The sequence below is a fragment of the Pseudoglutamicibacter albus genome (genome assembly GCF_031458175.1).
GTDB lineage: Bacteria > Actinomycetota > Actinomycetes > Actinomycetales > Micrococcaceae > Pseudoglutamicibacter > Pseudoglutamicibacter albus.
The window spans coordinates 1,275,116-1,288,356 of sequence record NZ_JAVDXX010000001.1 but is presented as its reverse complement, the minus strand read 5'-3'; the positions used below and the strand labels follow the sequence as shown (position 1 = coordinate 1,288,356).

Here is a 13,241-nt window from a genome sequence, read left to right as displayed (position 1 = left end):
AAAACGTGGCAGTTGGACAAGAAAACATCGCCGTCATCAAGGTGGTCGGTGTTGGCGGCGGTGGCGTCAACGCAGTCAACCGTATGATCGAGGAAGGCCTCCGTGGCGTCGAATTCATTGCCATCAACACTGACCTTCAGGCGCTCATGCTCTCTGAAGCGGATGTGACCCTTGAAATTGGTCGCGAACTGACCCGCGGCCTCGGCGCCGGCGCTAATCCGGATGTTGGCCGTCAGGCTGCAGAAGATCACGAAGAAGAAATCAACGATCTTCTCACTGGCGCTGACATGGTTTTCGTGACCGCAGGTGAAGGCGGCGGCACCGGCACGGGCGCGGCCCCTGTCGTCGCTCGCATCGCTCGCTCGCTGGGTGCTTTGACTATCGGTGTTGTGACCCGCCCGTTCACGTTCGAAGGCCGCCGCCGTGCGAACTCGGCAGAAGCTGGCATCGACGCGTTGCGTGATGAGGTTGACACCCTCATCGTGATTCCGAACGACCGCCTGCTTGCCATCTCTGACGAACGCATCACCATGCTGGATGCGTTCAAGGCCGCAGACCAGGTTTTGCTCTCAGGAGTGCAGGGCATCACGGACCTCATCACAACCCCAGGCGTGATCAACCTCGACTTTGCAGACGTCAAGACTGTCATGGAAGGCGCGGGCTCCGCGCTCATGGGTATCGGTGCCGCAAGCGGGGAGAACCGTGCACTCGAGGCAGCCGAGCAGGCTATTGCCTCCCCACTTTTGGAAGCAAGCATCGAAGGCGCGCAGGGCGTTCTGTTGTCCTTCCAGGGCGGCTCGGATCTGGGCCTGTTCGAGATCAACGATGCGGCACGCTTGGTCCAGGAAGTCGTTCACCCAGAAGCCAACATCATCGTTGGCTCCGCAATCGACGAATCGATGGGCGACCAGGTGCGCATCACCGTCATCGCTGCCGGATTCGACCAGGTTGATAAGACCTCCCGCCCGGCTCAGCCTAGCCAGGTGAGCCAGTCGAACCAACAGCCTGTTCCACCTCGCGTTGATGAACAGGCATCGGGAACACCGACGCTCGCTGCGGTGCCTCATCCGGTCCCAACACAGGAACAGGACCTGCCGGTTCCTGCCAGCATCGAAGAAGAAGACGAAGAGAACGACGTTCCAGAGGTTGTGGAACCGGTCATGCCACCGGGGCGCGACGCACTGGATGTCCCGGATTTCTTGAAGTAAACCAATGCGCTGCGAAACGTTCACACTTCACCCGGACGTTGCCGTAGCGTTCACAGGCCGCACGGAGGGGAACCTCGCCGTACATACGGTAGAGGGCCCCTCCGTTGCGCTTGTGTTGCACGCGCGGACACGTGTTGAACAGCGTCTTGGTATGAAGCCGGGTTCGCTGGCTTTCATGTCGCAAGTGCATAGCCCGTTCGTAGCGGTCATTGATTCCGATGGTGCTTGGGCTGACACGTGCCAGCGAGAGCACAATGTGCCAACAGCTGATGCGTTGGTCGATGTCAGTGCACGGTATGCCCCCGCCGTGTTGACAGCAGACTGCATACCGATTGCGATCGCGGCGAGCCTCCCGGCAGGCCGCACCGCTACGGCAGTAGTTCACGCCGGGCGTACAGGTCTTATCGACGGAGTTATTCAGAACACCCTGAAAGCGTTGACCGACCAACATGCAGCCGAGCTTGAAGCGTGGATCGGGCCGGCGATCTGTGGGCGGTGCTATGAAGTGCCCCAAACGATGGTTACCGATGCGGTCGCCGCACTGCCAGGGGCCGCATCGGAAGTTATCGCTTCCACCACCAGCTGGGGAACACCATCTTTAGATCTGCCGCGAGCAAGCCGCGCCATCTTAGAAGAATACGGAGTCTTGGTGCATGAGGCAGACGAATGCACACTCGAGAACTCCGCTTGGTACTCCTACCGCGGAGAAAACAAGCACGAGCGCAACGCGACCATCATCTATCAGCGAAACATTCAATAGGAATAAAAAGAGGTAGACAGTGAGCAACACCCACGGGCAACCCCAGGACCTGCAGACACCAAGCCTCAACGCAACCGATTCCCGCCGCGAAGAACTTGCAACCCGCCTCAGCGCAGTCAAAGAGCGCATCACGCGAGCAACCAAGGAGGCGGGGCGAACCGAGGAACCCACGCTCATTGTGGTCACAAAGTTCTTCCCACCATCGGATGTCGCTGCCCTGTATGACCTCGGGGTACGCAACGTGGGGGAGAACCGCGAGCAAGAAGCTACACCTAAAGCCGCAGCACTAGCCGAATATGCACCGGATTTGCGTTGGCACTTCATCGGCCAGTTGCAAAGCAACAAAGTTAATCGTGTGGTCCGGTATGCACAGGAAATTCATTCGGTTGATCGTGCCTCACTTGTGAAGGCGCTGGCTAGGGCTGGGCAACGTCGGGTGGACGAAGGTTTCGAACCGCTTGGTTGCTACGTTCAGGTCGATGTGCGGAAGGACCAGCCCGATGATGGCCGCGGCGGCGTAAGTATTAATAATGCGCCCGAATTGGCCGACAGTATCGCTGAAAATCCGGGTCTTCAGTTGCGTGGTGTTATGACTGTTGCACCCCTAGATGAGGCGCCAGAGATAGCTTTTCAGCGGATAGGTGAACTGGCCCATCGAATTCAAGAAACACACCCGGATGCGAGTGGAATCTCGGCCGGTATGAGTCATGATCTAGAGCAAGCAATTTTTGCAGGGGCGACACACCTACGCATCGGGTCGGATGTGCTGGGTTCTCGCTCACCTGTGCGTTAGCTTTGAAAGGTGCCTGAATTTCATAGGCACCTACGCATCTACTTAAGGAGAATCCGATGGCAGGAGCCCTCCGCAAAACCATGATCTACCTAGGCCTGGCTGAGGCGGAGGATGAAGACCTCAAGCGTCCTGAGCCGGCGAAGACCGTTAAGCCCGCCGTTTCGGAGCAGGTGCGCCAAGAGGTAAAATCCAAGCCAGTAGAGGTGAAGCCAGAACCGGCTAAACCGCAACTGGTAGAAGTTGCACAGCCCGAGACGGCGCCGAAAGCTGCGGAAGAATTCCGCGCTCCGGTGACGCCCATCAAGCGCGCGGCGTCCGCGCCGGAGGAGGACACTGAGTTGCGTCAGATTACGACTGTTCACCCGCGCTCTTACAACGATGCCAAGACGATCGGTGAGAGCTTCCGTGATGGTATTCCGGTGATCATGAACGTCACTGACATGGGGGAGTCTGAGGCCAAGCGTCTTGTTGATTTCTCGGCTGGACTCGTGTTCGCTCTACGCGGCAATATTGAGCGTGTAACCAATAAGGTCTTCTTGCTCACTCCGCATGGCGTTGAAATTTTGGGTGAAGAACTCACTGGGGATAGCCAGTCAGCGTTTTTCAACCAAAGCTAAGTTTCACCTTTCTCGGTAGCTACTGACTTGTTCGGTAGCTACCGATTTTGTCAGTAGCCGCCGAATCGCTCGGTGGCTACGCAGTGGCGCTTGTGGGGCGATACGGCTCGCAAGGGACGAGATCGAAAGATAATCGGAGGCAATCGGCGTGATCTTTGGCGTGATTTATCTGGCGTTGAGCGTGTTTATGTATCTGCTAATGGCGCGCATTGTCGTGAGTTTCATCGACTCTTTTGTTCGTGACTGGCGCCCGCGGGGCGCCGCTCTTGTATTCGCGAGCACTGTCAACCGCACCACAGAACCCCTGCTCGGGTGGGTTCGCAAGGCGATGCCTCCGGTGAATTTCGGCGGCGTCCAGCTGGACCTTTCGTTCATTCTCGTGTTCTTCGTGGTGTCCATTGTGAAGGGACTTGTGTTCCAAATGGGTGTAGGATTTGTGTAGGCTGTGACGCTAATAGCGGTCAACATCGCAAAAAAGCGAAAATCGTTATATAGTTGTTATCAAGCAAGCGTCGAGCTGATCCGCAGCACAGGCGTTTCTAAGTCTTTATTCATCGTGACTGGCGAAAGTATCGCTGGTGACCGTACCCGAGTAATCGAGGAGATCAGATGGCCCTCACGCCGGATGATGTAGTCAACAAACGCTTCCAGCCAACGAAGTTCCGTGAAGGCTACGACCAGGACGAAGTCGATGACTTCCTGGATGAGGTTGTAGAAGAACTTCGTCGCCTGAATGATGAGAACGCCGAGCTGCGCCGCCAGCTGGCTGAATGCCAGGAAGGAAACGTTGTTCCTGCACCAGTCTCCGCAACCTCGGAGACCGCAGACCACGATGTTCCAGAGCCTGTCATGCCAGTCTCTGCGGCAACCGAGGCAACGTTCCCGGTATCTACGTCTGGCGGTGGCACCGCAGACGAGGCCGCAGGCGTTCTGCAGATGGCCCAGCGCCTCCACGACGAATACGTCAACCAGGGCGCTCAGGAACGCGATCGCATCGTTTCCGAGGCACAGGCTCAGGCGCAGTCGCTTGTCTCTGACGCTGAAGCAGCAGCTAAGAAGACCACCGACGACGCCGAAGAAACCAAGCGTCGCACGCTCGATGATCTTGCACAGAAGAAGAGCATGCTCGAAGACGAGATCGAAGACCTCAAGGCCTTCGAAGCCGATTACCGCGGCCGTCTGCGTAACTACATCGCAGACCAGCTATCTGATCTTGACGGCCAGACCCCAATCTCGGCACAGATCTAAACATCGGCACGACAGTTCTCAGCATCGGCACAGTTCTAAGGACACTGTTCTGATCTAGTTCTAAGCCAGCTTCAAGGCGGTGACCCTGATCAGGGTCACCGCCTTGAACTGTATCTGTAGCCTTATACCTGTGGCTGTAGCTCTATAACTATCGAGCTTTTGAATCCATTTGATTTCCGGCACCAGAAGGGTACCTATGACAACGTCGAAGAGCACCGCATCCCGTGGAGGTCTCGCGATCATCGCGGGCATCATTCTGGTGATCGGTTACGGCTTTGATCAGCTGACCAAGTATTGGGTTGAAACGCAGATGAGAATCGGCGAGATCCGTTGGGTCATCGAGCCGTGGTTTAAGTGGTATTCGATCCGGAACCCGGGTGCGGCGTTTTCGATGGGTGAGGACTTCACATGGGTCTTCACCGTCTTCATGGCGGTGGTTTCCGTGGCGGTAGTGATCACGTTGTTCAAGACACGCTCGCGTTTGTGGACCATCGCTCTTGCTTCGTTGCTCGCCGGAACGCTCGGTAACCTGACGGACCGGCTTTTCCGCCCACCAGCTTTCGGACACGGCCACGTGGTGGACTTCATTTCGGTTGGCAATTTCGCGATCTTCAACATCGCAGACTCCCTGATCACATGCAGCGTGGTCGCGATCGTGTTGTTGATCTGGTGCAACGTGCCGTTGAAGGAGCTGAAAGAACAGAGCTTGAGCGAAAGCAGCTCTAGCGGGGGAAGCTCCAGCGGAGCAAGCCCCAGCGAACGCGGGGAAACAGTCGCTCAGGAGGACGCGTGAGTTACGAATCTGATGCGCGCATCATCACGGTGGCAGGTACGGGACAACGGCTCGATGTGGTGGTCGCTAAAGCCGCAGACGTCTCGCGAACGCTCGCGGCTCAGATGATCCAAGACGGACAGGTGAGCGTGGATGGGCAGCGTGGCTTGAAGTCGATGCGCCCGGACGCCGGTTCTGAGATTACGGTGAGGATCGAAGCGGCTGAAGAAGTGGAGGAACCCGTGCAGGACATCCCGATTGTGTATCAAGACGCCGACCTTGTGGTGATCAACAAACCGGTCGGGGTCGCCGCGCACCCCTCCCCGGGATGGGCGGGGCCGACTGTCACGGGACAGCTGGCACGCCAGGGTATTGCGATCGCAACTTCAGGAGCGCAAGAGCGTGCCGGTATCGTACAGCGCCTCGATGTGGGCACATCGGGGCTCATGGTTGTTGCGAAATCCGAACCCGCCTATGCCGGGCTCAAGCAAGCGTTCAAAGACCGCACGCCGACCAAGATCTATCACGCCGTGGTCCAAGGGCTACCTGATCCGATGGAAGGCACCATCGATGCACCGATTGGCCGGCACCCGAACGCGACGTGGCGTTTCGCTGTAGTCACGGATGGCCGCAACGCCGTGACCCATTACAAGCTTGAAGAGGCATTCGGGATCGCCTCGCTGTTGCGGGTCAAACTTGAGACTGGGCGCACCCACCAGATCCGTGTGCATTTCTCCGCGATGGGCCACCCACTCGTGGGGGATCAGCAGTACGGAGCTGACCCGACCGTGGCGGCAAAACTGGGCCTGACGCGCCAGTGGCTGCACGCCAAAGAGTTAGGTTTCACACATCCAGTCACCGGGGAAGAGATGTACCTGGATGCCCCGTATCCGCAGGATCTTGTGGATGCACTCGAGCTTCTGCGTGAAGAGTGAACGCCGCGTAGAAGAAACAGAGCGTAGAAGGAACAGCGCTAGGGGAGCCGCGCCACACTGTTCGGTGATACTTGTGGGTTGATGCCGAGCCGTCCCCGGTAAGGGCCGTAGTGCTGGCTACCATGGTGGTGTGGCTGGAAGTCTTGACGATGGTTTTGTTCACCTGCACACCCACACCGAATATTCGATGTTGGATGGTGCGGCCCGTGTTACTGATCTTTTCGATGAAGCCCAACGGTTGGGCATGGATTCGATGGCGATCACCGATCACGGCTATCTTTTCGGTGCCTACGATTTCTATCGGAAGGCTAAAGACAAAGGCATCAACCCCATCTTGGGTGTTGAAGCGTATGTGACTCCAGGTACTGCACGTAGCGACCGCACGCGTGTGCAGTGGGGTACGCGTGATCAAAAGGGCGATGACGTCTCCGGTGGTGGCGCTTATACCCACATGACGCTGTGGGCGGAGAATAACGAAGGCTGGTACAACCTCAACAAGGCGGTCTCGAAGGCGTCGCTGGATCAGGTTTTCTCGCGTTGGCCGCGCCTGGACCGTGAACTGATCTCCCAATACTCCAAGGGTGTTATCGCAACAACGGGTTGCCCATCGGGTGAGATTCAGACTCGCTTGCGGCTGGGTCAATACGATGAGGCGCTGCGTGCGGCCGGGGAGTACAAAGACATTTTCGGTGAGGGGAATTATTTCCTCGAGCTCATGGACCACGAGCTCGAAATCGAGCACCGCGTGCGTGGCGATCTGATGCGTCTAGCTAAAGACCTCAACCTGCCGCTGGTTGCGACTAACGACCTTCACTACACGCACGAAGAAGACGCGAAAGCACACGAAGCGCTCTTGGCGATCCAGTCCGGCTCAACCCTGTTGGAGCCCTCGTATGATCAGGGCGGTAAACGTTTCGCGTTCAACGGTTCCAGCTACTACTTGAAGTCACCGCGTGAAATGCGTGAGCTTTTCAGCGAGCTGCCTGAAGCGTGCGATAACACGCTGATGATCGCTGAACGGTGCAAGGTCGATTTTGAGCCATCGATCGGCAAATACATGCCACAGTTCCCGGTCCCGGAAGGGGAGACGGAGCACACGTGGCTGGTCAAGGAGGTTCAGCGCGGCCTGCACTACCGTTATCCGGATGGAGTTCCGGAAGAATCCCAGAAGCAGGCCGAATACGAGCTCGGGATTATCGAGCGTATGGGTTTCCCCGGCTACTTCCTGGTGGTCGCGGACTTCATCAACTGGTCCAAGGACCACGACATCCGTGTGGGGCCTGGGCGTGGTTCGGGTGCGGGCTCGATGGTCGCTTACGCGTTGCGTATTACTGACCTGGACCCGCTTGAGCACGGCTTGATCTTTGAGCGTTTCCTCAACCCAGAACGTGTCTCGATGCCGGACTTCGACGTCGACTTTGACGATCGCCGCCGCGGCGAAACCATCCAGTATGTGATCGAAAAATACGGTGCCGATAAGGTCTCGATGATCGTGACCTACGGTTCGATCAAAACAAAGCAGGCACTCAAGGATGCCTCCCGCGTGCTGGGTCACCCGTTCGCGATGGGCGAGACCCTGACTAAGGCTTTGCCGCCAGCGGTGATGGCTAAAGACATTTCGCTGTGGGACGTAGAGAACCCAGATGCCGCGCGCTACGGCGAGGCCGGCGAATTCCGCGAACTGCTCGAATCTGACCCGGAAGCCCGCAAGGTTTTCGAAACCGCGAAAGGCTTGGAAGGCCTCAAACGCCAGTGGGGTGTGCACGCGGCCGGGGTCATCATGTCTTCGGAACCGATCATCGATGTTGTGCCGATCATGCGTCGCCTCCAAGACGGACAGGTCATCACGCAGTGGGACTACCCGATTTGTGAATCCCTCGGCCTGATCAAGATGGACTTCTTGGGTCTGCGTAACCTCACGATCATCTCTGATGCGATGGAGAACATCCGCCTCAACGGGGGAGAGGTCCCGGACCTTGAACGGCTCGACACCCACAACAAGGCGGCCTATGAGCTGCTGGCTCGAGGCGACACACTCGGTGTTTTCCAGCTCGATGGCGGGCCGATGCGCTCTCTGCTGCGCCTCATGCGTCCAGACAACTTCGAAGACATTTCCGCGGTCATCGCGCTGTACCGTCCAGGCCCGATGGGCGCTAACTCCCACACGAATTATGCGTTGCGTAAAAACGGGCAGCAGGAGATCACCCCGATCCACCCGGAACTGGCTGAACCGCTCGCAGAAATCCTGGATACCACCTACGGTTTGATCGTCTACCAGGAACAGGTTATGGCGATCGCGCAGAAAGTCGCAGGCTATTCGCTGGGCCAGGCAGACCTCTTGCGGCGTGCGATGGGTAAAAAGAAGAAAGAAGAGTTGGATCGCCAGTATCAGGGATTCCATGACGGCATGGTCGAACGTGGCTTCTCCGAGGAGGCGATCACCTCGCTGTGGAACATCCTGCTCCCGTTCTCTGACTATGCGTTCAACAAAGCGCACTCCGCCGCCTACGGACTCGTGTCCTATTGGACCGCCTACTTCAAAGCCAACTATCCGGCCGAATACATGGCCGCGCTGTTGACCTCGGTCGGTACAGATAAAGACAAGATGGCGCTCTACCTCAACGAATGCCACCGGATGGGCATCAAGGTTCTGCAGCCTGACGTCAATGAATCCCAAAATAACTTCGCCCCAGTCGGAAGTGACATCCGCTTCGGGCTCGGTGCGGTCCGTAACGTCGGTAGCCACGTTGTGGAAGCCATCGTGGAGGCCCGCGAAGAAAAGGGACGTTTCGAGTCCTTCTCCGATTTCCTCAACAAAGTCGGCCCGCAAGCGCTCAACAAGCGCACCATCGAATCCCTCATCAAAGCAGGCGCTTTTGACGACCTCGGCCACCATCGCCGTGCATTGACCGCTATCCACGAAGATGCTGTGGATCAAGCGATGGCGCTCAAACGCCACGAGGCCGCACATCAATTCGACTTATTCAGCATGTCCGGGGATGAGAGCCTGGCGAACGCGCTCGATGTTGAAATCCCTGACATTCCTGAATGGGATAAGAAGGAAAAGCTCAGCCTCGAGCGTGAAATGTTGGGCCTCTACGTATCCGACCACCCGCTGCAGGGGCTGGGGGATGCGCTCGGCAGGCTCGCTGACATGCCGATCGCAACCGTGGTCTCCGACCGTGGCCCGCAAGACGGGCACACCATCACGATCGCCGGGATGATCACCAACCTTGAGCGGCGTGTTGCGAAGAACTCGGGCAACCCGTACGCCAAATGTGAGATTGAAGACCTCTCGGGTTCGATCGAGGTCATGTTCTTTGGGCAGGCGTACCAGCCGATCGCGACCTTGTTGGCAGAGGACCTCATCGTGACCGTCAAGGGCCGCTTCCAGCGCCGCGATGACGGGGCGATCTCGATCTCTGCGCAAGAGCTCAAGATCCCAGACATCACCGCTGACGGCGGCTCAGGCCCTTTGCTGGTTCAGATCCCAACACACCAGGCCACCGAGCCGGTGATCCGCCAACTCGGTGACGTCCTGCGAACCCACCCCGGTAAATCCGAAGTGCGGGTCAAACTCATCGGTAGCGCCACGATTGAAACGATGCGGTTGGGTTCCCAATACAAGGTCACCCCGAACGCAGCACTGTTCGGCGACCTCAAGGTGCTCCTAGGGCCGGACTGTCTCATCTAGCTCAGCGGAAGTGTCACACGGTGTGACACATGGGCGCACCGCATGCTTCGGCTCCTAGACTGGGAGGGTGAGCAACGTAGAAGAAACTGATGTCCTCCCACTGATCGATCTGCGTGGAGCCGATGATGCCGGCATCCGCGCTGGCCTGCCCCGTTTGGAGGCCAGCACGAGCATGGAGCATCAGAGCGTTGTCGAAAACATCCTCAAGATGGTGCGCGAAGGCGGCGCTACAGCTGTCACGGCACTGACCGAACAGTTCGATGGGGTCGCCGTGCCTTCCCTTCGCGTTCCAGCTGAGGCGATGGCAAACGCGTTGGCTGGACTCGATGAGAAAGTCCGCCGCGGTCTCGAGGTCGCGATCGAGCGCGCCCGCACGTTCGCCGCTGATCACAAGCCGGGCCCGACCACAACCAACTTTGGCCCTGGCGCGAGTGTCACGATGCGGTGGGAGCCGGTGCAGCGCGTCGGGCTCTATGTTCCAGGTGGTTTGGCGGTCTATCCGTCCTCGGTTGTCATGAATGTGGTGCCTGCGCAAGAGGCAGGTGTTGGTTCGATCGCGCTCGTGAGCCCGCCGGCTAAAGACGGAACGGGGTTGCCGCACCCCACGATTCTTGCTGCCGCGCAGCTTCTAGGGATCCAGGAAGTGTATGCGGTGGGTGGCGCGCAAGCGATCGGTGTGTTGGCTTATGGCCTAGAAGCTGAGGCCGACGCCGGTCTGGATGCTCCGCTCGAGCCGGTCGATTTGATCACCGGGCCGGGCAATGTTTTCGTCGCGACTGCGAAAGCGATGGTCAAAGGCGAGGTCGGTATCGATTCTGAGGCCGGCCCGACCGAGATCGCGATCGTCGCGGACGCCTCCGCCGATCCGAAGATCGTTGCAGCTGATGCGATCTCCCAGGCTGAGCATGATCCGAACGCGGCCAGCGTCATCATCACGTGGGATCCGCAGCTGGTGGATGTATTCCGCACCGAGACGCGAGAACGAGCGCAAAAAACAAAGCACGCCGAGCGTGTGTTGACGGCGCTCTCCGGCCCACAGTCCGGCATCGTGCTTGTGGATGACCACGATGCGGCGATCGCTGCCGCGAATCACTATGCCGCCGAGCACCTTGAACTGCTTACAGAAGACCCAGAAGCAGACGCCGCACTCATCACTCAGGCTGGTGCGGTGTTCTTGGGAACCTATTCGCCGGTGAGCCTCGGGGATTACGCGGCCGGTTCCAACCACGTTCTACCAACCATGGGGACGGCTCGTCACGCGTCCGGGCTGAACGTCACGACCTTCCTCAAGGCCATTCAAGAGATTCGCTATGACCGTGCAGGACTTGCTGAAGTGGCCGAGCATGTTCTGGCGCTCTCTTCCGCAGAAGATCTACCGGCACACGGCGAAGCTGTCACGGCCCGCGAGCTCTGAGTAGCGATAGAGAAGCGCTGGGCCCGCGGTGGAGCTCAGTGACCCCCAACAGCTTCGCTATGAGAACCCTAAGTCCCGTGGGTGTGTTTGTAGCGGATTACTAGATGTAGTAATTACATGTTGGTGATTCACGTAATGCCGGTTATGATTGTGATGCACGTTGCGTGTGTGAAACGAGTGTCTGGACTGTGCAGACCGTTGAGGTGACAGCCTGAGCACTGTTGTGAAGGGAGGTCAGCCGCGTGTTTTGTCCGTTCTGCAGGCATGCTGAATCGCGTGTTGTTGACTCCCGCGCAACCGAAGACGGCTATTCGATTCGTCGTCGCCGCCAATGCAGTTCGTGTGGGCGCCGCTTCACCACGGTAGAGACCGCGAGCCTTTCGGTTGTGAAACGCTCAGGGGTTGCTGAACCTTTCAGCCGCGCCAAGATCGTCTCTGGTGTTTCGAAAGCCTGCCAAGGCCGGCCAGTATCGGAAGACGACCTGGCGATGCTCGCCCAAGAAGTCGAAGAGACAATACGTGCGGAAGGCCGGGCGGAAGTCGATGCGCACCATGTAGGTCTTGCGATCCTTCGCCCGCTACGCCGGCTCGATCAGGTCGCCTACCTGCGGTTTGCATCCGTGTATCAAGGCTTTGAAACCCTCGAAGATTTTGAAGACGCGATCAAAGCGTTGCGGGAAAACCCAGAGACAACGTTGCCTCCACATCAACGTACGCTCTCCGCCACATAAATCTCCGGCGGTGGTTCGGGAGGGGAAGCCCGAACCGCCGCCGGCTCTCTTAAAACACGGCTCCCTAAAACACGGCCGAACTACGGCGTCGGTAGCGTGAGGATATCGGCGCCGTCTTCGGTAACAACCAGCGTGTGTTCAAACTGGGCTGTGCGTTTACGGTCGGCTGTCACCACGGTCCAGCCGTCATCCCATTGTTGCCAGCGGTGCGTACCGAGCGCCAGCATCGGCTCGATCGTGATAACCATGCCAGGCACCATCTCCGTGTCATAAGCGGGTGCGGCATCGTAATGCGGAACAATCAGTCCGGAGTGGAACGCGCCACCTACACCGTGGCCGGTGAAGTCCCGGATCACAGCTAACCCGAACCGCTTGGCATAGACCTCGATGGTCCGGCCGATCACATTGATCTGGCGCCCCGGCTTGACCGCGCGAATACCGCGCATCATGGCCTCGCGTGTGCGCTCAACGAGGTCGCGGGATTCCTGATCCACATCTCCCACAAGGAATGTCGCGTTGGTGTCGCCGTGCATGCCGTCTTTATATGCGGTGATGTCCACGTTGATGATGTCACCGTCCTGGATGACCGTGTCATCAGGGATGCCGTGACAAATAACCTCGTTGAGCGAGGTGCACGTGGACTTAGGGAAGCCCTGATATTCAAGCGTTGAAGGGTACGCGCCGTTCTTGATGAGGAACTCGTGACCGATCGCATCGACCTCATCCGTGGTCATGCCAGGCTTGACCGTCTCACCGATCAGTTGCAGGGCATCAGCGGCAATACGGCCCGCCGCGCGAATCCGTTCGACTTCCTCCGGGGAATAAACATCTCCGCCGTCCCAGGTTTCAGGCCCCGGCTTACCCACGTAGGGAGGGCGCTGAATGTTCCCTGGGACCTTTCGGAGCGCAGAAACCCGGCCTTTCGTCAGATTCCCGATGGGCGCGGTTGCGCGCGAGGAGGAAGCGGACGAAGACGGTGCAGCAGAAGAATCAGTCATGTCACCAGTTTAGGACCCACCTGTGGGGCAGAACCGCGTAATGTGAAGAGGGAAGGTCAAGGCCGCGGCAT

The 13,241-nt window shown here is 58.3% G+C and carries 12 protein-coding genes; 11 read left to right on the top strand and 1 reads right to left on the bottom strand.

The window, feature by feature from the left end; genetic code table 11:
- Positions 1-5: 5 nt before the first annotated feature.
- The 11 genes from ftsZ to nrdR all read left to right on the top strand — a co-directional run bounded on the left by ftsZ (position 6) and on the right by nrdR (position 12,172).
- Positions 6-1,208: a cell division protein FtsZ gene (gene ftsZ, locus J2S67_RS05605; protein WP_035754483.1), complete on the top strand. Its 1,203-nt coding sequence runs from the start codon at positions 6-8 to the stop codon at positions 1,206-1,208.
- A gap of 4 nt (positions 1,209-1,212) precedes the next feature.
- Complete coding sequence (locus tag J2S67_RS05600) at positions 1,213-1,968, top strand: polyphenol oxidase family protein (protein ID WP_310247055.1); 756 nt, start codon at positions 1,213-1,215, stop codon at positions 1,966-1,968.
- Between the two features lie 19 nt (positions 1,969-1,987).
- The gene (locus J2S67_RS05595; protein WP_239446418.1) at positions 1,988-2,761 is read left to right on the top strand and encodes a YggS family pyridoxal phosphate-dependent enzyme; all 774 of its coding nucleotides are present in this window, start codon (positions 1,988-1,990) and stop codon (positions 2,759-2,761) included.
- A gap of 56 nt (positions 2,762-2,817) precedes the next feature.
- Positions 2,818-3,378: a cell division protein SepF gene (locus tag J2S67_RS05590; RefSeq protein ID WP_035754487.1), complete on the top strand. Its 561-nt coding sequence runs from the start codon at positions 2,818-2,820 to the stop codon at positions 3,376-3,378.
- A 148-nt stretch (positions 3,379-3,526) separates the two neighbouring features.
- Positions 3,527-3,820: a YggT family protein gene (locus tag J2S67_RS05585; RefSeq protein WP_052048220.1), complete on the top strand. Its 294-nt coding sequence runs from the start codon at positions 3,527-3,529 to the stop codon at positions 3,818-3,820.
- Between the two features lie 167 nt (positions 3,821-3,987).
- A complete protein-coding gene (locus J2S67_RS05580) occupies positions 3,988-4,626 on the top strand; it encodes a DivIVA domain-containing protein (RefSeq protein ID WP_035754490.1) in 639 nt (212 codons plus the stop codon).
- Between the two features lie 196 nt (positions 4,627-4,822).
- The gene (gene lspA / locus J2S67_RS05575; RefSeq protein WP_070490518.1) at positions 4,823-5,419 is read left to right on the top strand and encodes a signal peptidase II; all 597 of its coding nucleotides are present in this window, start codon (positions 4,823-4,825) and stop codon (positions 5,417-5,419) included.
- Positions 5,416-6,333 carry an RluA family pseudouridine synthase gene (locus J2S67_RS05570; protein ID WP_407682066.1) on the top strand — a complete coding sequence of 306 codons (918 nt, stop codon included), beginning with the start codon at positions 5,416-5,418 and terminating at the stop codon, positions 6,331-6,333. Before lspA ends, J2S67_RS05570 begins: the two co-directional genes overlap by 4 nt.
- A 130-nt stretch (positions 6,334-6,463) precedes the next feature.
- A complete protein-coding gene (gene dnaE / locus J2S67_RS05565; RefSeq protein WP_310247048.1) occupies positions 6,464-10,027 on the top strand; it encodes a DNA polymerase III subunit alpha in 3,564 nt (1,187 codons plus the stop codon).
- A 67-nt stretch (positions 10,028-10,094) separates the two neighbouring features.
- On the top strand, positions 10,095-11,441 hold the full coding sequence (gene hisD / locus J2S67_RS05560) for a histidinol dehydrogenase (RefSeq protein WP_035754493.1): 1,347 nt from the start codon (positions 10,095-10,097) through the stop codon (positions 11,439-11,441).
- 242 nt (positions 11,442-11,683) lie between these two features.
- Positions 11,684-12,172 (top strand): transcriptional regulator NrdR, encoded by a 489-nt coding sequence (nrdR, locus tag J2S67_RS05555; protein ID WP_035754495.1) that lies wholly within the window; start codon positions 11,684-11,686, stop codon positions 12,170-12,172.
- Positions 12,173-12,252: 80 nt separating this feature from the next.
- On the opposite strand, the gene map is transcribed toward nrdR, so the two are convergent.
- On the bottom strand, positions 12,253-13,170 hold the full coding sequence (map, locus tag J2S67_RS05550; protein WP_083285389.1) for a type I methionyl aminopeptidase: 918 nt from the start codon (positions 13,168-13,170) through the stop codon (positions 12,253-12,255).
- Positions 13,171-13,241 lie beyond the last annotated feature (71 nt).

Excerpts from the sequence above, each read along its gene's own strand:
- J2S67_RS05580 (WP_035754490.1), top strand. The coding sequence starts at position 3,988 with ATGGCCCTCACGCCGGATGATGTAGTCAACAAACGCTTCCAGCCAACG.
- lspA (WP_070490518.1), top strand. The coding sequence starts at position 4,823 with ATGACAACGTCGAAGAGCACCGCATCCCGTGGAGGTCTCGCGATCATC.
- map (WP_083285389.1), bottom strand. The coding sequence starts at position 13,170 with ATGACTGATTCTTCTGCTGCACCGTCTTCGTCCGCTTCCTCCTCGCGC.
- J2S67_RS05600 (WP_310247055.1), top strand. The coding sequence starts at position 1,213 with ATGCGCTGCGAAACGTTCACACTTCACCCGGACGTTGCCGTAGCGTTC.
- J2S67_RS05590 (WP_035754487.1), top strand. The coding sequence starts at position 2,818 with ATGGCAGGAGCCCTCCGCAAAACCATGATCTACCTAGGCCTGGCTGAG.